This is a genomic window from Variovorax sp. Soil_C_17 (assembly GCF_057657265.1).
This window is the reverse complement of the sequence record NZ_JBDGIT010000002.1, coordinates 962,738-979,036: the sequence shown is the minus strand read 5'-3', so window position 1 is coordinate 979,036 and position 16,299 is coordinate 962,738. Positions and strand designations below refer to the sequence as shown.

The window sequence follows — 16,299 nt, the reverse complement described above, 5'->3', positions numbered from 1 at the left end:
TGCAGATCGAATAACCCTGCATCGTAGCCAGTTGCGCCAGCGCCATTGATGACGTTGGAGGCGTCCATTGATGCACAGGCTACGATCCCGCCATGTCAGCCATCACCGCGCCCACAGCCGCACTGCCGCTCGATGCCGAAGGCATCCTGGCGCTGGCAGCGCGCTCGATGTTTCATCTTTTTTCCAGCATCAGCCAGGGCATGTTCCTGGTCGATCGCGGCGGCCGCATCGTCTGGGTCAACGAGGGCTACCGCCGCTTCCTGCCGGCGCTGGGCTTCTCGTCCATCGACCAGTTCCTCGGCCACCCGGTCGAGGAGGTGGTGCCCAACACGCTCATGCAGCGCGTGCTGGAGACCGGCGAGCCGATCCTGATCGACCTGCTCACCAACAAGGCCGGCACCTTCGTGGTCAGCCGCCTCCCGCTGCGCGAGGAGCGCGACGACGGGGCGGCCGGCGCGGTGATCGGTGCCATCGGCATCGTGCTCTTCGACCACCCCGAAGACACGCTGAAGCCGCTGATCAGCAAGTTCGCGCTGCTGCAGCGCGACCTCGACGACGCACGGCGCGAGCTGGCCACCCAGCGCAACAACCCGCTCTGGCAGCAGTCGGCCGAGGGGCAGCGGCGATCGAAATACACCTTCGCCAGCTTCATCGGCTCCAGCCCGGCGGCGGTGGAGGTCAAGCGCCATGCGCGCCGCGCCGCGCAGTCCTCCAGCCCGGTGCTGCTGCTGGGCGAGACCGGCACCGGCAAGGAACTGCTGGCGCATGCGATTCATGCCGCCTCGGCGCGGGCCCGCCACAGCTTCGTCAGCGTGAACATCGCGGCCGTGCCCGACACGCTACTGGAGGCCGAGTTCTTCGGCGTCGCACCCGGCGCCTACACCGGCGCCGACCGCAAGGCGCGCGAGGGCAAGTTCAAGCTGGCCGACGGCGGCACGCTCTTCCTCGATGAGATCGGCGACATGCCGCTGGCCCTGCAGGCCAAGCTGCTGCGCGCGCTGCAGGAGGGCGAGATCGAGCCGCTGGGCTCGAACAAGCTGGTGCCCTTCGATGCGCGCGTGATCGCCGCCACCTCGCGCGACCTGCCGGCGCTGGTGAGGGAAGGGCGTTTTCGCGAGGACCTCTATTACCGCCTCAACGTGCTGCCCGTGCGCGTGCCGCCGCTGCGCGAGCGGCGCGCGGACATCCCTGCGCTGGTCGAGGCCCTGGGCGAGGACATGGCGCTGCGCAGCGGCGAGGCCCCGCCCGAGCTGCTGCCCGATGCGCTGGCGCTGCTGGCGGCGCAGCATTGGCGCGGCAACATCCGCGAGCTGCGCAACGTGCTGGAACAGGTGACCATGCGCAGCGACTCGCAGCGCATCGACGCTGCGCAGCTGGAGCGCATCCTGCGCGAGACCGGGCAGGAGAAGATCGCGGCGCCCGATCCGCTGCAAACAGCGCCGGGGGCGACCGCAGCCGACGACAAGGCGCTGCTGCTGCGTCCGCTGGCCGAGCAGGTCGCGGAGCTGGAGCGCAGGGCCATTGCCGCGGCGATGGCGGCGACCGGCGGCAACAAGCTGGCGGCCTCGCGGCTCCTGAAGATCTCGCGCGCGACCCTCTACGAGCGACTGGACGGCGCGGACTGAGCGACCCCTGGGCGGCAAGGTCGCACGCGAAGCCTCCTCGACTTGCAGGGCTCGCCGCCCCAACTTCCAGCCGCTGGACGGCGTCATCTGACAGCAGGTCTGGAAAACCCTGACTGATAAACGTGCAATTGTCTAAAACGAGGGCAACTCGAATGTACTGATTCCAGGCTTTTCACTCGGCACGCAAGGGAAAGTCCCGTGCTTCTTCCTCATTTGCGCCTGGCACGGACTGTGCAATATTCAGTCATCCATTTCAGGAGACAAAGAATGCACCGTCGCCATCTGGTCGCCCTCGCGGCGATCGCCACGCTGGGCGCTTCCGCGCTGAGCACGCCCGCGCTGGCCCAGTCCAACGAGATCCGCATCGCCCACATCTACAGCAAGACCGGTCCGCTGGAAGCCTACGGCAAGCAGACGCAGACCGGCTTCATGATGGGCCTGAACTACGCCACCGGCGGCACCATGACCGTCAACGGCAAGAAGCTGACCGTGATCGAGAAGGACGACCAGGGCAAGCCCGACCTCGGCAAGTCGCTGCTGGCCGCGGCCTACGCCGACGACAAGGCAGCGCTGGCGGTGGGCCCCACCTCCTCGGGCGTTGCGCTGGCGATGCTGCCGGTGGCCGAGGAGTACAAGAAGATCCTGCTGGTCGAGCCCGCGGTGGCCGATTCGATCACCGGCGACAAGTGGAACAAGTACATCTTCCGCACCGGCCGCAACTCCAGCCAGGACGCGATCAGCAACGCGGTGGCGCTCGACAAGCCCGGCGTCAGCATCGCCACGCTGGCGCAGGACTACGCTTTCGGCCGCGACGGCGTGAAGGCCTTCAAGGACGCCGTCAAGAAGGCCAAGATCGTCCACGAGGAGTACCTGCCGCAGAACACCACCGACTTCACTGCCGGTGCGCAGCGGCTGATCGACAAGCTCAAGGACCAGCCGGGCCGCAAGGTGATCTGGGTCGTGTGGGCCGGCGCGGGCAACCCCTTCAAGATCGCCGACCTGGATTTGAAACGCTACGGCATCGAGATCGCCACCGGCGGCAACATCCTGCCGGCCATGGCGAGCTACAAGCAGTTCCCGGGCATGGAGGGCGCGACCTACTACTACTTCGGCATCCCGAAGAACCCGGTGAACGAGGCCCTGGTCGCGGCCCACTACAAGGAATTCAAGACGCCGCCGGACTTCTTCACTGCGGGCGGCTTCAGCGCCGCGATGGCGGTGGTGACGGCACTCAAGAAGACGGGCGGCGACACCAGCACCAACAAGCTCATCGCAACCATGGAAGGCATGAGCTTCGACACGCCCAAGGGCACGATGACCTTCCGCAAGGAAGACCACCAGGCGCTGCAGAGCATGTACCACTTCAAGATCAAGGCCGACCCTGCCTTCGCCTGGGGCGTGCCGGAGCTGGTGCACGAGATCAAGGCGTCGGAGATGGACATCCCCGTCAAGAACAAGCGCTGATCTCCCGATGCTCGAGACGCGCGGGCTCACCGTCCGTTTCGGCGGCCATGTCGCGGTCAACGATGTCAGCTGCAGCTTCGCACCTGGCACGCTGACCGCGATCGTCGGCCCCAACGGCGCGGGCAAGACCACTTACTTCAATCTCATCTCGGGGCAGCTCAAGGCGACCGCCGGCACGGTGTCGCTGGACGGCCAGGTGCTGTCGGGCCTTTCTGCCTCGGCACGCACGCGTGCCGGGCTGGGGCGCGCCTTCCAGCTGACCAATCTCTTTCCCAACCTCACGGTGCTGGAGAACGTGCGCCTGGCCGTGCAGGCCACGCGGGAAGGGGCGCACCGGCGCGGGCTCAACCTGTGGAGCATCTGGAGCGACCACCGCGCGCTGACCGAGCGGGCCGACCGGATCCTGGACGAGGTGGCGCTCAAGGCCAAGGAACACGCCACGGTCGCGAGCCTGCCGCATGGCGACCAGCGCAAGCTGGAGGTGGCGCTGCTGATGGCGCTGGAGCCCAAGGTCTTCATGTTCGACGAGCCGACAGCCGGCATGAACGCGGCCGAGGCGCCGGTGATCCTCGACCTGATCCGCGCGCTCAAGAAGGACCGCAGCAAGACCATCCTGCTGGTGGAGCACAAGATGGACGTGGTGCGCGAGCTGGCGGACCGCATCATCGTGCTGCACAACGGGCAGTTGGTGGCGGATGGAGAGCCGGCGGAGGTGATTGCCTCGCCGGTGGTGCAGGAGGCGTACCTCGGCTTGCCTGCGGCCGGCGCCGAGGACGCTTCGCGGCATGTGACCGCCCCCATCCCGGCCTTTCCCCGCGCGGGGGAAGGAGCAATGCCATGAGCCATCCCGGCATGTTGCAACTCGAAGGCGTCCACACCCACATCGGCGCGTACCACATCCTTCATGGAGTGGATCTCGTCGTCCCCAAGGGCCAGCTCACCATGCTGCTCGGCCGCAACGGCGCCGGCAAGACCACCACGCTGCGGACCATCATGGGCCTGTGGCATGCCTCGCAAGGCCGCGTGCGCTTCGGCGACAAGGACATCACGGCCCTGCACACGCCGCAGGTCGCCGCCCTGGGCATTGCCTACGTGCCCGAGAACATGGGCATCTTCTCCGACCTCACCGTCAAGGAGAACATGCTGCTGGCGGCACGCGGCGCGAAGCGCGCCGAGCAGATGGACGAGGCGCGCTTGAAGTGGATCTTCGAGCTCTTCCCCGCGGTCCAGAAGTTCTGGAACCATCCGGCCGGCAAGCTCTCGGGCGGGCAGAAGCAGATGCTCGCCGTCGCGCGCGCGATCGTCGAGCCGCGCGAGCTGCTGATCGTCGACGAGCCCAGCAAGGGCCTGGCGCCCGCGATCATCAACAACATGATCCAGGCCTTCGACGCGCTCAAGAAAAGCGGCGTGACGATCCTGCTGGTGGAGCAGAACATCCACTTCGCGCAGCGGCTCGGAGACGCCGTGGCCGTGATGGACAACGGGCGCGTGGTGCACAGCGGCAGCATGGCGGCCTTCTCGGCGGATGAGGAACTGCAGCGGTCGCTGCTGGGGCTGGCCCTGTGAGGAAGCAGGAAAGGGACGCATGAAAATACTCGACTTCGATTGGAAGCCGCTCCTGCTCGTCCCGGTGCTCGCGCTCCTCGCGCTGCCCCTGACCGGCTCCTTTTCCACCTGGCTCACCCTCACCGTCGCCGGCCTCGCCATGGGCATGATCGTCTTCATCATCGCCTCGGGCCTGACCCTGGTCTTCGGCCTGATGGACGTGCTCAACTTCGGCCACGGCGTCTTCATCGCGTTGGGCGCCTTCGTCGCCAGCGCGGTGCTCGGCGGCATGGGCGACTGGACCGGCTCGCAGGAGGTCTGGCGCAACCTGGTCGCGGTGTTCCCCGCCATGCTGGTGGCGATGGCCGTGGCTGGGGCGATCGGCCTGGCCTTCGAGCGTTTCATCGTGCGGCCGGTCTACGGCCAGCACCTGAAGCAGATCCTGATCACCATGGGCGGCATGATCATCGGCGAGGAGCTGATCAAGGTCATCTGGGGTCCGGGCCAGATCCCGCTGCCCTTGCCCGATGGCCTGCGCGGCTCGCTGCTGGTGGGCGATGCGGCGATCAGCAAGTACCGCCTGCTCGCGGTGGCGGTCGGGCTCCTGGTGTTCGGGGTGCTGGCCTGGACGCTGGCCCGGACCAAGATAGGCTTGCTCATCCGCGCCGGCGTGCAGGACCGCGAGATGGTCGAGTCGCTGGGCTACCGCATCGGCCGGCTCTTCGTCGGCGTGTTCGTGGTGGGCAGCGCGCTGGCCGGCCTGGGCGGCGTGATGTGGGGCCTGTTCCAGCAGAACCTCATCCCGCAGATGGGCGCGCAGGTCAACGTGCTGATCTTCATCGTGATCATCATCGGCGGCCTGGGCTCGACCACCGGCGCGCTGATCGGCGCGTTGCTGGTGGGCCTCATGACCAACTACACCGGCTTCCTGCTGCCCGTGGCCACGCAGTTCGCCAGCATCGCGCTGATGGTGGCGGTCCTGCTGTGGCGGCCGCAGGGCGTGTATCCCGTGGCGAGCAGCCGGTGAGGGCGGGCGAATGCTGAATCGACTCCTGTCCAACGACCTGCCGCGCAGCCGCGTGCTGGCGGTGCTGCTGGCCGCGCTGCTGATCGCGCTGGCCTTTGCGCCCTTCATCTTCCCGGGCGTCAAGGCGCTGAGCGTGGCGGCCAAGGTGCTGGTGTTCATCGTGCTGGTCGCGAGCTTCGACCTGCTGCTGGGCTACACCGGCATCGTGAGCTTTGCCCACACGATGTTCTTCGGCATCGGCGCCTACGGCATCGCGATCTCGGCGACGCGGCTGGGGCCGGGCTGGGGCGCGGTGCTGCTGGGGCTGGGCGCGGCGCTCGCCGTGTCCCTGCTGCTGTCGCTGGCGATCGGGCTGTTCTCGCTGCGCGTGCGGGCCATCTTCTTCGCGATGATCACGCTGGCGGTGGCCTCGGCCTTCCAGACCTTGGCCTCGCAGCTGTCGGACTTCACCGGCGGCGAGGACGGTCTGACCTTCAGGCTGCCGGAGCTGATCTCGCCGTCTTTCGAGTTCGCCGAGGAGCCCTTCCTCGGCGTCTCGCTCGACGGCCGCCTGCTGTGCTACTACCTGCTTTTCGTCGCCGCGGTGGTGCTGGTGCTGGCGCTGTTGCGCATCGTGAACTCGCCCTTCGGCCGCGTGCTGCAGGCGATCCGCGAGAACGAGTTCCGTGCCGAGGCGATCGGCTACCGGGTGGTGGTCTACCGCACCACCGCCTCGGTGCTGTCGGCGCTCTTCGCCACGCTGGCCGGGGCGATGCTGGCGATCTGGCTGCGCTACAACGGGCCGGACACTTCGCTGTCCTTCGAGATCATGATCGACGTGCTGCTGATCGTGGTGATCGGCGGCATGGGCACGGTCTACGGCGCGGCCATCGGCGCCGCACTCTTCGTGGTGGCACAGAGCTACCTGCAGGACCTGCTGCGCCTGGGCAACGAGGCCGTGAGCAGCGTGTCGTGGCTGGCGGCGCTGCTGTCGCCGGACCGCTGGCTGCTGTGGCTGGGCGTGCTCTTCGTGCTGTCGGTCTACTACTTTCCGACCGGCATCGTCGGCCGCCTGCGAGCAAGAGCAAAGCGATGACTACACCGACTTCCAACTACCTGCAGATCGCCGGCCGCGAGATCCACTGGATGGACTGGGGCGGGCAGGGCGGCCCGGTGATCGTGGCCTGGCACGGGTTGGCGCGCACCTGCCGCGACATGGACGAACTGGCCGCGCATTTCGCGCAGCGCGGCTTCCGCGTGATCTGTCCCGACACCATCGGCCGCGGGCTGAGCCAGTGGAGCCGGGTGCCCGACGACGAATACCAGCTGGCCTTCTACGCCCGCCTGGCGAACGGCTTGTGCGATGCGCTGGCGCTCGAGCGCGTGCACTGGGTCGGCACCTCGATGGGCGGTGCCATCGGCCTGGTGTGCGCGGGCGGGCTGTTCGAGCCGCGCATGAAGGCACGCATCGCCAGCCTGGTGCTCAACGACATCGCGCCGCAGATCGCCGAAGCTGCCATCGAGCGCATCCGCTCCTATGCCGGCAAGCCGCCGGCCTTCGACACCGTGGCCGAGCTCGAGGCCTTCTTCCGCACGGTCTACAAGCCCTACGGCTGGCTCAGCGACGCGCAGTGGCGGCGGCTCACGGAGACCTCGACCCGGCGCCTGCCCGACGGCCGGGTGACGCCGCACTACGACCCGGCCATGGTGCGGCAGTTCGTCGTGCATCCGGAGGACTATGTGCTGTGGCCGCACTACGATGCGATCGAGGCGCCCGTGCTGTGCCTGCGCGGCGCCGAATCGGACCTGGTGCTGCCCGGGACGCTCGTGGAGATGCAGCGCCGCGGACCCGGTGCAGCCGGCCGCCTGCAGATCATCGAGGTGCCGGGCTGCGGCCATGCGCCGGCGCTCAATGTGCCGGAGCATCTGGGCCCGATCGAGGCCTTTGTGCGCGCCGCCGGCACGTAAGGGGCAAGCTCGCCACAATCGACGCCGAATCAACTCGGAGTCATCGATGGCGCTCTCGTTCTACGATATCTCGGTCCCGGTCTTCCTTCGCGGACTCGGCCAGCTTTCCCATCTGCTCGACAAGGGCCTCGCGCATGCGCAGGCCTCGGGCCAGGACCCGGCGGTGCTGGTCGATGCGCGGCTCGCGCCCGACATGTACACGCTGGCCGGCCAGGTCCAGAGCGCGAGCGACGCTTCCAAGCTCGGCACGGCGCGGATCGCCGGCCTCACGGCGCCGAGCTTTCCCGACACCGAGACCACCTACGCGGAACTGCAGGCCCGCGTCGCCAAAACGGTGGAGTATCTGCAGAGCGTGGACCGCGCACTGGTCGACGGCTTCGAAGACCGGCCCGTCACGATGAAGGCGCGCGGCAACGAGCTCAACTTCACCGCGCAGCGCTACCTGCTGCAATTCGCGCTGCCGAATTTCTTCTTCCACGTGACCACCGCCTACGGCGTGCTGCGGCACAGCGGCGTGCCGCTGGGCAAGATGGACTACCTGGGCCGGTTCTGAGGCCTGCCGGTCTCAGGCCCGAGTGGGCCAGCCGCTCAGGTGACGCTCCGCGATCGCCGCGAGCGCGGTGATCCAGTCGCCACGGTCGTTGAGGCAGGGGATGTAGTGAAACGCCTTGCCGCCCGCATGCAGGAAGGCGTCGCGCCCCTCGATCGCGATTTCTTCCAGCGTCTCCAGGCAGTCCGCCGGAAAGCCAGGGCACAGCACGTCGACGCGCGCCACCCCTGATGCGCCCAGCTCGCGCAGCGTGGGCTCGGTGTAGGGCTCCAGCCATTTGGCGCGGCCGAAGCGCGACTGGAAGGTGATGCGGTAGTGCGACTCCGCGAGCTTCAGGCGCTCTGCCAGCAGCCGCGCGGTCGCGAGGCACTGAGCCTGGTAGGGGTCGCCGAGGCGGATGTTGCGCTCCGGAATGCCGTGGAAGCTCATCAGCAGCCGGTCCGGCCGGCCATGGTGCCTCCAGTGCTCTTCGACGCTGCGGGCCAGCGCTTCGATGTAGAGCGGCTCGTCGTGGTAGTCGTTGACGAAGCGGAACGCCGGCACGCGTCGCATGCGCGCGCTCCAGGCGTTGATGGCGTCGATCACGCTGGCGGTGGTGGTGCCCGAGTACTGGGGATAGGCCTGCAGCACCAGCACGCGCGTCGCGCCCTCGGCCGTGAGCGCATCGAGCTGCGCCGCAATGGATGGCTGGCCGTAGCGCATGGCCTCGCGCACCGTCACCCTGTGGCCGCGCTCGCCCAGCCAGCCGGCCAGCAGCTTCGCCTGCTTCTGCGTCCAGACCTTGAGCGGCGCGCCTTCGGGCATCCAGATGCCGGCGTACTTGGCGGCCGACTTTGCAGGCCGCGTGCGCAGGATGATGCCGTACAGGATCGGTGCCCAGAGCGCCTTCGGGATCTCGACCACGCGCGGGTCGCCCAGGAAGTCGGCCAGGTAGGGCCGCACGGCGCGAGCCGTCGGTTCGTCCGGCGAGCCGAGGTTGCACCAGAGCACGGCGGTGCGCTCCTGGTTGGTTGCGGCAGCAGGAGCTTCGGGTCGAAAAGGCATGCGCTATTCTCGGCCATGGCCCTCGCGACCCCCGATCCCCTGTCGCTCGACGTGAAGCGCATCGCCGCGATCTCGCTCGACCTCGACGACACGCTGTGGCCCATCTGGCCCACCATCGAGCGCGCCGAGCGCGTGCTCCACGAATGGCTGCTGCGCGAGGCGCCGAAGACCGCGAACCTGCTCATCACTCCCGGCGTCCTGCGCGAGCTGCGCGAAGCCACCGAGAAGGAGCGTTCCGACCTGGCCCACGACCTGAGCGCCCTGCGCCGCGAATCGATACGCACCGCGCTCAAGCGCGCGCACGAGGACCCGGCGCTGGCCGACCCGGCCTTCGAGGTCTTCTTCGCCGAGCGCCAGCGCGTAACGCTCTACGACGACGCCTTGCCCGCGCTCGAGTGGCTCAGCGAGCGCTACCCGCTGGTGGCGGTCTCCAACGGCAATGCCGACATCCACCTGGCCGGCGTGGGGCGCTGGTTCCGCGCCGCCTTCAGTGCCCGCGAGTTCGGCAGCGGCAAGCCGCACGCGGCGATCTTCCGCGCCGCAGCCGCGTCGGTCGGCCTGCTGCCCGGGGATGTGCTGCACGTGGGCGACGACGCAGCGCTGGACGTGGTGGGCGCCCTCGGCGCCGGCATGCAGGCGGCCTGGCTGGTGCGCGACGAGCGGCCGTGGGAGCACGGCGCGCGGCCGCAGCTGATCGTGCCGAATCTGCGTGCGCTGTGCATGGCCCTCGGGGCCGGTTGACCGTCGCTCGCTCAGCGGCCTGCTGCTGAACGCATCGCTCGGCGTACCCTGCCCGAACGCGAGGTCATCTGCCTCACACGGGGCCCAAGCCGCCCGCGGCCCTGCCGCTGCGCACCGCGCCTTCGATCGTCGCCGGGTACGGCCCCTCGACGTAGTCGCCGCAGGCCACGAGACCGGGAGCGATGCGCGCCGGCGGGCGTTCGAGCCCCGGCGTGCAGGCGAAGGTGGCGCGCTTCTCGATCACCGTCAGCAGCGGCTGCAGGCCTGCGAGGCCCAGCTGCTCGCGCGCCTGCGCCAGGACCTGCAGCTGCAGCGCCTCGCGTTCCTCGCTGCTGGCGCTGACCACGAAACTCAGCAGGCCCGGCGGCCCGCCGAGCTGGCCGCGGTCGAAGACGAACTGCGCGGGCGCGCCGGCAGACGATCGCAGCGCTAGCATCGGCGCGGGCAGCGCCGGTCCGCCGGTGACGTACACGGTGGCGATGGCTTCGTGCGCCAGCGCCTGGGCCGATCGGGACCAGGCCGCGGCTTCGAGCAGGCCGGCACCGGCGGCGAGGCGCGCGGCTTCCCAGGGCGGGCAGGCGAGCACCACGCGATCGAAGCGTTCGCCGTCGGCCAGCCAGCCCGCGCTGTCGCGGGCGATGGCCTGCACGCGCGTGCCGGCGAGGACGCGCGTTCCGTGCCGGGCCAGCCAGCGCGCCGCCGCGTCGGGCAGCAGGGCGCCGAGGTCGACGCGGGGCAGCAGCAGGTCGGCGCCGCCGCGTTCGGCGAAGAGGGCATCGTGCAGCACGCGCAGGAAGACCTGGCCACTGGCGTGTTCGATGGGGGTGTTGAGCGCCGAGATGCACAGCGGCTCGACCAGCTCGCGCCGCACGCGTGGCGTCAGGCCGGCGCACAGCTGGGCGACCGAGGTCAGCGGATCGCAGAGAAAGCGGCCCGCCCGCCAGGCGAGCGCGCTTCGCAGGAGTGCGGCCTTGTCGCGCCACGACCAGCCCCGCGCGCCGAGGATGCCGGCCAGGAGGTCCAGCGGCGGCGGCCAGCCCGCCGGCACCGCCAGGCCGCCGCCGTCGGCAAAGCGCAGGCGCAGCGGCATGCGGTGCAACACCGCCGCGGGATCGATGCCCAGCTCGCGCATCAGGCCCAGGGTGGCGCTGTAGGCGCCGATGAGGATGTGCTGGCCGTTGTCGAGCAGCACCGGCGCACCGCCCGGCAGCTGCCCGGGCAGCGCCCGCGCGCGGCCGCCGAGGGTGCGCGCGGCCTCGAACACGGTCACCGCGTGGCCGGCGCGCGTGGCCTCGATGGCGCAGGCCAGGCCGGCCCAGCCGGCGCCGATGATTCCGACGGTCTTCACAACCTGCCGAGGGCCTGCACGCGCCACGCCAGCCAGAGCTTGCGCAAGGGAGTGAGGCTCACGCGCTGGTCCAGCACCCGGAAGTCGTCGCGCTCGATCTCGCGCAGCAGGGTGCGGTAGATGCTGGCCATCATCAGCCCCGGCTTCTGCGCGCGGCGGTCGGCCGGGGGCAGCAGGGCCAGCGCCTCGTCGTAGGCGGCATGGGCGCGCTCGGCCTGGAACTTCATCAGGGCGACGAAGCGCTCCGAATGCAGGCGGTTGAGCACCTCGTGCGCCTTGACGTCGAATTGCTGCAGCTCGTTGACCGGGAGGTAGATGCGCCCGCGCAGCGCGTCCTCGCCGACGTCGCGGATGATGTTGGTCAGCTGCAGGGCCAGGCCCAGCTTGTGGGCGTAGGCGGTGGTTTGCGCGTCGGTCTGGCCGAAGATGCGCGCCGCGCCTTCGCCCACCACGCCGGCCACCAGGTGGCAGTAGCGCTTGAGGGCCGCGAAGTCGAGGTAGCGGGTCTGGTCCAGGTCCATCTGGCAGCCGTCGATCACTTCGTGCAGCTGGCGCGCCTCGATGCCGTAGGCGCCGGCGTGCGGCATCAGCGCCTGCATCACCGGATGCTGCGGATGGCCGTCGAAGGCCTGCGCCACTTCCTTGCGCCACCAGGCCAGCTTGGTGGCGGCGACGCCGGGGTCGCTGACCTCGTCGACCACGTCGTCGACCTCGCGGCAGAAGGCGTAGAAGGCCGTGATGGCGGCGCGCCGCGGCTTGGGAAGGAAGAGGAAGGCGTAATAGAAGCTGCTGCCCGAGGCGGCAGCCTTGTCCTGGACGTACTGCTCGGGCGTCATCGTGGAAAACTCGTCATCGCGGGGGATTGTCTGCGCATCCGGAGGGCCCGCCAGGCCAGCAGCGGCGCATCGGCCTTGCCGATGGTCGGGCGCTGCGACCACGTATCGAAGCCCAGGGCCTCGATCTTGTCGAGGATGCGCAAGCCGCCCTGCACGACGAAGCGCAGCTCCCAGCCGGCGCGGCCCGGCAGGCGATGCACCAGCGGGGCGCCTTCGTTCATCAGCTCGCGGGCCCAGGCCACCTGGGCTGAAACCAGCGCGAGGGCGGACGGCGGCGGGGCAGCCGGCGCCAGCGGCCTGAAGCCGCCGAAATCCTCGGCCGCGAGGCCGTGCGCCGCGACTTCGGCCGCGGGCAGGTAGTGGCGGCCGCGCGGGAGGTCGACGCTCAAGTCTTGCCAGAAGTTGATCAGCTGCAGGGCGCTGCAGATGGCGTCGCTCCGGGCGAGCGCGCGGGCGTCGTCCACGCCGTAGAGATGCAGCAGCAGTCGTCCGATCGGGTTGGCCGAGCGGCGGCAGTAGTCGAGCAGTTCGGCGCGGTCGGCATAGCCGGCGGCGTCGCGGGTTTTTTCGATGTCCTGCATGAAGGCCGACAGCAGGTCGGCCAGCAAGGACTCGGGCAGGGCGAAGTCGCGCATGGCCTTGGCGAGCGGGCCGAAGACCTCGGGCCAGCGCGGCGAAGTCGCGGCGCCGCGGGCCGCGGCGGCAAGTTCGGCGCGGAAGGCGTGCAGGTCCTCGAGGCGCTGGGCTGCGGCCGCGACGCCCTCGTCGGCGATGTCGTCGGCCGTGCGGGCGAAGGCATAGATCGCCGCGATCGGCGGCCGCAGCCGCGGCGGGCACAGCCAGGAAGCGACCGGAAAATTCTCGTAGTGCGTGGGCGCCGCAGCGGCGGCAGGGTTGGGCGTGGAAGGCACGCGGCGGATTGTCGTGTACCCCGCAGTACGATCGTCGCGCCGCAGCCACTCCCCTTTGTCATGACCTCTCCCGCGCAGACGCTGAGCCCCGCCGATCCCGGCACGCATGCCAAGGCCGGGCCCGGCCTGATGATCGCGGCGCTCGGCGTGGTCTTCGGCGACATCGGCACCTCGCCGCTCTATGCCTTCAAGGAAACGCTCAATCCCGACCATGGGGTGGCTTTTTCCGCAGATGCGGTGCTGGGCCTGCTGTCGCTGATTTTCTGGGGCCTGATGTTCGTGGTGACGCTGAAGTACGTGGTCTTCGTGCTGCGCGCCGACCACGACGGCGAGGGCGGCATCCTGGCCCTGCAGGCGCTGGCGCGCAACGCGGTCGCCGGAAGTGGAATGCGGCCCTGGGTGTGGAAGGCGATCGGCGCCTCGGGGCTCGTCGGCGCGGCGATGTTCTACGGCGACAGCCTCATCACGCCGGCCATCTCGGTGCTCTCGGCAGTCGAGGGCCTGGAGGTCGAGGCGCATGCGCTCAAGCCCTTCGTGATCCCGATCACCCTGCTGATCCTGGTCGGCCTGTTCGCGGTACAGCGCCAGGGCACCGGCGTCGTGGGCAAGGTCTTCGGTCCGGTGATGCTGCTGTGGTTCCTGGTGATCGGGCTGGCAGGTCTGTGGCAGGTGCTGCAGCAGCCGCAGGTGCTGGCCGCCCTCGATCCGCGCCGGGCGGCGGGCTTCCTGCTGACGCACCATGCGCAGTCGCTGGCGGTGCTGGGCGCCGTGTTCCTGGCCTTCACCGGCGGCGAGGCGCTGTATGCCGACATGGGGCACTTCGGCGCCCGCCCGATCCGGCTGGCCTGGATGTTCCTGGCGCTGCCCGGGCTGGCGCTCAACTACTTCGGGCAGGGGGCGCTGGTCCTGGCCAATCCGGCGGCGGTCGACAACCCCTTCTTCCGGATGTTCCCGGGCTGGAGCGTGCTGCCGATGGTGGTGCTCGCCGCGATGGCCACGGTGATCGCCTCGCAGGCGGTGATCTCGGGCGCCTTCTCGCTGACCGCGCAGGCCATGCGCATGGGCTACCTGCCGCGGATGCGGGTGGTCCAGACCTCCGGCGAGGCCATCGGCCAGATCTACGTGCCGACCGTCAACTGGCTGCTGATGGCCGGCGTGCTGGCGCTGGTGCTGGGGTTCCGCAGCTCCAGCGCCCTGTCGGCGGCCTACGGCATTGCAGTCTCGGTCACGATGGTCACGACCACGCTGCTGGCCGGCGTGGTCGCCTTCAAGCTGTGGCACTGGAACCGGGTGGCGGTGGTGCTGGGCGTGCTGGCCTTCGCGGCGGTGGACCTCGGCTTCGTGGCGGCCAACAGCCTCAAGATCCAGGAGGGCGGCTGGCTCACGCTGGCCGTGGCCGCGTTCGCGCTGCTGATCTTCACCACCTGGGCCAAGGGGCGGCGCCTCGGCATGGCGGCCGCGGCGGCGCAGCAGGTGCCGCTCGAACCTTTCGTGGCGTCGCTGGCGCTCGGCATGCCGCATCGGGTGCACGGCACCGCGGTCTTCCTCAACCCGGACATCGATGCGGTGCCGCATGCGCTGCTGCACAACCTCAAGCACAACCAGGTGCTGCACGAGCAGGTGATCCTGCTGCGCGTGGAGGCCTGCGATACGCCACGCGTCGACGCCAGGCAGCGCATCGAGGCGCGCTTCCTGGGCCACGGCATCTGGGCCATGACGGCGCGCCATGGCTTCATGGAGCGGGCGCACGTGCCCGAATTCATCCGCATCCTGGCCTACCAGAAGACGCTGGCGATCGAGTCGACGAGCACCTCCTACTTCGTCTCGCGCGCCACGCTGGGCGACAAGCCGCTGCCGGGCATGAACCCGCTGCGCCGGGCGCTGTTCGCCTGGATGCAGCGCAATGCGGGGCGGGCCTCGGACTACTTCGGCATCCCCGGCAACAGCCTGGTGGAGCTCGGCCAGCGAACCTGAGCACCGCGACGCATCCCAGCGTCATTGACAGCGGTTCGCGTTTACCCTAAATTACTAACCGGCCGGTCATTAATGACCCCGATCGTTCTTCCCCAGGGTGCTCCATGACCGCGTCATCCGCTTTTCCCGCCTTCCGTCACGCTGGCCTGCTCCTTGTGGCCGCCCTTGCGCTCGCGGGTTGTTCGCGTCCCCCGCCCGCCGAAGAGCCGCTGCGCGCGGTCAAGGTGATGGCCGTGGGCACGAGCGCCTACGACACCGAGCCCGAGTTCTCCGCCGAGGTGCGGCCCCGGATCGAATCGCGGCTGGGCTTTCGTGTGGCGGGCAAGATCACCCGCCGGCAGGCCGAGCTCGGCCAGCAGGTGAAGGCCGGCCAGGTGCTGGCGCAACTCGATCCCCAGGACTACCGGCTGGCGGCCGAGGCCGCCCGGGCCCAGCATGCCGCCGCGCTGACCAACCGCGACCTCGCCCAGGCCGATCTCAAGCGCTACCGCGGGTTGCGCGAGCAGAACTTCATCAGTGCCGCCGAGCTTGAGCGGCGCGAGAGCACCTACAAGGCCGCCCAGGCCCAGCTCGAGCAGGCGCAGGCGCAGATGGCCTCGCAGGGCAACCAGGCGCAGTACACGACGCTGGTGGCCGACGTGCCGGGCATCATCACGGCGATCGAGGCCGAGCCGGGCCAGGTGGTGACGGCCGGCACGCCGGTCGTGCGCATCGCGCAGGATGGCGCGCGCGACGTGGTTTTCTCGGTGCCGGAAGACCGCGCCGCGCTGGTCAAGCCGGGTTCGCCGGTGACCGTGCGCGGCTGGTCCGACGGCAAGGAGCTGGAAGGCAAGGTGCGCGAGGTGGCGGCCAGTGCCGACGCAGTGACGCGCACCTACACCGTCAAGGTCGCGATCGACGCCGCCACGGCGCCGGCCCTGGGCTCCACGGTCTTCGCCCGCCCGCAGGCGCTGTCGCGCAGCGGCACGCCGGTGCTGAAGCTGCCGACCAGCGCGCTGCGCCAGGAAGGCAAGGGCAGCGCGGTCTGGGTGCTCGACAAGGCGAGCATGACGGTGCGCTCGCAGCCGGTGCACGTGGCCACCGCAGACGGCAACGAGGCGGTGATCGGCAGCGGCCTCACGCCGGGAATGCTGGTGGTGACGGCCGGCGTGCATGTGCTGTCGCCGGGGCAGAAGGTGTCGATCTACCGCGAGAAAACGGCGGCGCCCGCCGGGGCTGCGGCGGCGCAGGAAGCCGTGAACGCGCCGGGCCGGGTCACCCCGGTTTCCTCCACCCGCTGAGGACGGC

General features: G+C 69.7%; 15 protein-coding genes. 11 read left to right on the top strand and 4 right to left on the bottom strand.

What is annotated here, in order from left to right:
- Positions 1–92 precede the first annotated feature (92 nt).
- The 8 genes from AC3A6Y_RS13115 to AC3A6Y_RS13080 all read left to right on the top strand — a co-directional run bounded on the left by AC3A6Y_RS13115 (position 93) and on the right by AC3A6Y_RS13080 (position 8,161).
- Positions 93–1,625 (top strand): sigma-54 interaction domain-containing protein, encoded by a 1,533-nt coding sequence (locus AC3A6Y_RS13115; protein WP_487868654.1) that lies wholly within the window; start codon positions 93–95, stop codon positions 1,623–1,625.
- Between the two features lie 267 nt (positions 1,626–1,892).
- Positions 1,893–3,089, top strand: coding sequence for a substrate-binding domain-containing protein (locus AC3A6Y_RS13110; RefSeq protein WP_487868653.1), 1,197 nt, complete (start codon positions 1,893–1,895; stop codon positions 3,087–3,089).
- 7 nt (positions 3,090–3,096) lie between these two features.
- A complete protein-coding gene (locus AC3A6Y_RS13105; protein WP_487868652.1) occupies positions 3,097–3,930 on the top strand; it encodes an ABC transporter ATP-binding protein in 834 nt (277 codons plus the stop codon).
- Complete coding sequence (locus AC3A6Y_RS13100) at positions 3,927–4,655, top strand: ABC transporter ATP-binding protein (RefSeq protein ID WP_487868651.1); 729 nt, start codon at positions 3,927–3,929, stop codon at positions 4,653–4,655. The genes AC3A6Y_RS13105 and AC3A6Y_RS13100 overlap by 4 nt, the downstream gene beginning before the upstream one ends.
- 19 nt (positions 4,656–4,674) lie before the next feature.
- A complete protein-coding gene (locus AC3A6Y_RS13095) occupies positions 4,675–5,661 on the top strand; it encodes a branched-chain amino acid ABC transporter permease (protein WP_487868650.1) in 987 nt (328 codons plus the stop codon).
- Positions 5,662–5,671: 10 nt separating this feature from the next.
- The gene (locus AC3A6Y_RS13090; RefSeq protein ID WP_487868649.1) at positions 5,672–6,736 is read left to right on the top strand and encodes a branched-chain amino acid ABC transporter permease; all 1,065 of its coding nucleotides are present in this window, start codon (positions 5,672–5,674) and stop codon (positions 6,734–6,736) included.
- Positions 6,733–7,608: an alpha/beta fold hydrolase gene (locus AC3A6Y_RS13085; protein WP_487868648.1), complete on the top strand. Its 876-nt coding sequence runs from the start codon at positions 6,733–6,735 to the stop codon at positions 7,606–7,608. The genes AC3A6Y_RS13090 and AC3A6Y_RS13085 overlap by 4 nt, the downstream gene beginning before the upstream one ends.
- 46 nt (positions 7,609–7,654) lie before the next feature.
- On the top strand, positions 7,655–8,161 hold the full coding sequence (locus AC3A6Y_RS13080) for a DUF1993 domain-containing protein (RefSeq protein ID WP_487868647.1): 507 nt from the start codon (positions 7,655–7,657) through the stop codon (positions 8,159–8,161).
- A 12-nt stretch (positions 8,162–8,173) separates the two neighbouring features.
- Here AC3A6Y_RS13080 and hemH read toward each other — a convergent pair whose 3' ends face one another.
- The gene (gene hemH, locus AC3A6Y_RS13075; RefSeq protein ID WP_487868646.1) at positions 8,174–9,202 is read right to left on the bottom strand and encodes a ferrochelatase; all 1,029 of its coding nucleotides are present in this window, start codon (positions 9,200–9,202) and stop codon (positions 8,174–8,176) included.
- A 15-nt stretch (positions 9,203–9,217) separates the two neighbouring features.
- Here hemH and AC3A6Y_RS13070 point away from each other — a divergent pair, with 15 nt between their 5' ends.
- Positions 9,218–9,943, top strand: coding sequence for an HAD family hydrolase (locus AC3A6Y_RS13070; RefSeq protein ID WP_487868645.1), 726 nt, complete (start codon positions 9,218–9,220; stop codon positions 9,941–9,943).
- Between the two features lie 73 nt (positions 9,944–10,016).
- Here the strand turns inward: AC3A6Y_RS13070 and hpnE are convergent, their stop codons facing one another.
- The 3 genes from hpnE to hpnC are packed head-to-tail and all read right to left on the bottom strand — an operon-like array spanning position 10,017 to position 13,038.
- Complete coding sequence (gene hpnE, locus AC3A6Y_RS13065; RefSeq protein WP_487868644.1) at positions 10,017–11,291, bottom strand: hydroxysqualene dehydroxylase HpnE; 1,275 nt, start codon at positions 11,289–11,291, stop codon at positions 10,017–10,019.
- On the bottom strand, positions 11,288–12,127 hold the full coding sequence (gene hpnD / locus AC3A6Y_RS13060; RefSeq protein WP_487868643.1) for a presqualene diphosphate synthase HpnD: 840 nt from the start codon (positions 12,125–12,127) through the stop codon (positions 11,288–11,290). The genes hpnE and hpnD overlap by 4 nt, the downstream gene beginning before the upstream one ends.
- On the bottom strand, positions 12,124–13,038 hold the full coding sequence (gene hpnC, locus AC3A6Y_RS13055) for a squalene synthase HpnC (protein WP_487868642.1): 915 nt from the start codon (positions 13,036–13,038) through the stop codon (positions 12,124–12,126). Before hpnC ends, hpnD begins: the two co-directional genes overlap by 4 nt.
- Positions 13,039–13,098: 60 nt before the next feature.
- Between hpnC and AC3A6Y_RS13050 the strand changes: the two genes are divergently transcribed.
- Both AC3A6Y_RS13050 and AC3A6Y_RS13045 read left to right on the top strand, forming a co-directional pair.
- A complete protein-coding gene (locus AC3A6Y_RS13050; RefSeq protein ID WP_487868641.1) occupies positions 13,099–15,012 on the top strand; it encodes a potassium transporter Kup in 1,914 nt (637 codons plus the stop codon).
- A gap of 104 nt (positions 15,013–15,116) precedes the next feature.
- The gene (locus AC3A6Y_RS13045; protein WP_487868640.1) at positions 15,117–16,292 is read left to right on the top strand and encodes an efflux RND transporter periplasmic adaptor subunit; all 1,176 of its coding nucleotides are present in this window, start codon (positions 15,117–15,119) and stop codon (positions 16,290–16,292) included.
- Positions 16,293–16,299 lie beyond the last annotated feature (7 nt).

Excerpts from the sequence above, each read along its gene's own strand:
- AC3A6Y_RS13115 (WP_487868654.1), top strand. The coding sequence starts at position 93 with ATGTCAGCCATCACCGCGCCCACAGCCGCACTGCCGCTCGATGCCGAA.
- AC3A6Y_RS13110 (WP_487868653.1), top strand. The coding sequence starts at position 1,893 with ATGCACCGTCGCCATCTGGTCGCCCTCGCGGCGATCGCCACGCTGGGC.
- AC3A6Y_RS13105 (WP_487868652.1), top strand. The coding sequence starts at position 3,097 with ATGCTCGAGACGCGCGGGCTCACCGTCCGTTTCGGCGGCCATGTCGCG.
- AC3A6Y_RS13100 (WP_487868651.1), top strand. The coding sequence starts at position 3,927 with ATGAGCCATCCCGGCATGTTGCAACTCGAAGGCGTCCACACCCACATC.
- AC3A6Y_RS13095 (WP_487868650.1), top strand. The coding sequence starts at position 4,675 with ATGAAAATACTCGACTTCGATTGGAAGCCGCTCCTGCTCGTCCCGGTG.
- AC3A6Y_RS13090 (WP_487868649.1), top strand. The coding sequence starts at position 5,672 with ATGCTGAATCGACTCCTGTCCAACGACCTGCCGCGCAGCCGCGTGCTG.
- AC3A6Y_RS13085 (WP_487868648.1), top strand. The coding sequence starts at position 6,733 with ATGACTACACCGACTTCCAACTACCTGCAGATCGCCGGCCGCGAGATC.
- AC3A6Y_RS13080 (WP_487868647.1), top strand. The coding sequence starts at position 7,655 with ATGGCGCTCTCGTTCTACGATATCTCGGTCCCGGTCTTCCTTCGCGGA.
- hemH (WP_487868646.1), bottom strand. The coding sequence starts at position 9,202 with ATGCCTTTTCGACCCGAAGCTCCTGCTGCCGCAACCAACCAGGAGCGC.
- AC3A6Y_RS13070 (WP_487868645.1), top strand. The coding sequence starts at position 9,218 with ATGGCCCTCGCGACCCCCGATCCCCTGTCGCTCGACGTGAAGCGCATC.
- hpnD (WP_487868643.1), bottom strand. The coding sequence starts at position 12,127 with ATGACGCCCGAGCAGTACGTCCAGGACAAGGCTGCCGCCTCGGGCAGC.
- AC3A6Y_RS13050 (WP_487868641.1), top strand. The coding sequence starts at position 13,099 with ATGACCTCTCCCGCGCAGACGCTGAGCCCCGCCGATCCCGGCACGCAT.
- AC3A6Y_RS13045 (WP_487868640.1), top strand. The coding sequence starts at position 15,117 with ATGACCGCGTCATCCGCTTTTCCCGCCTTCCGTCACGCTGGCCTGCTC.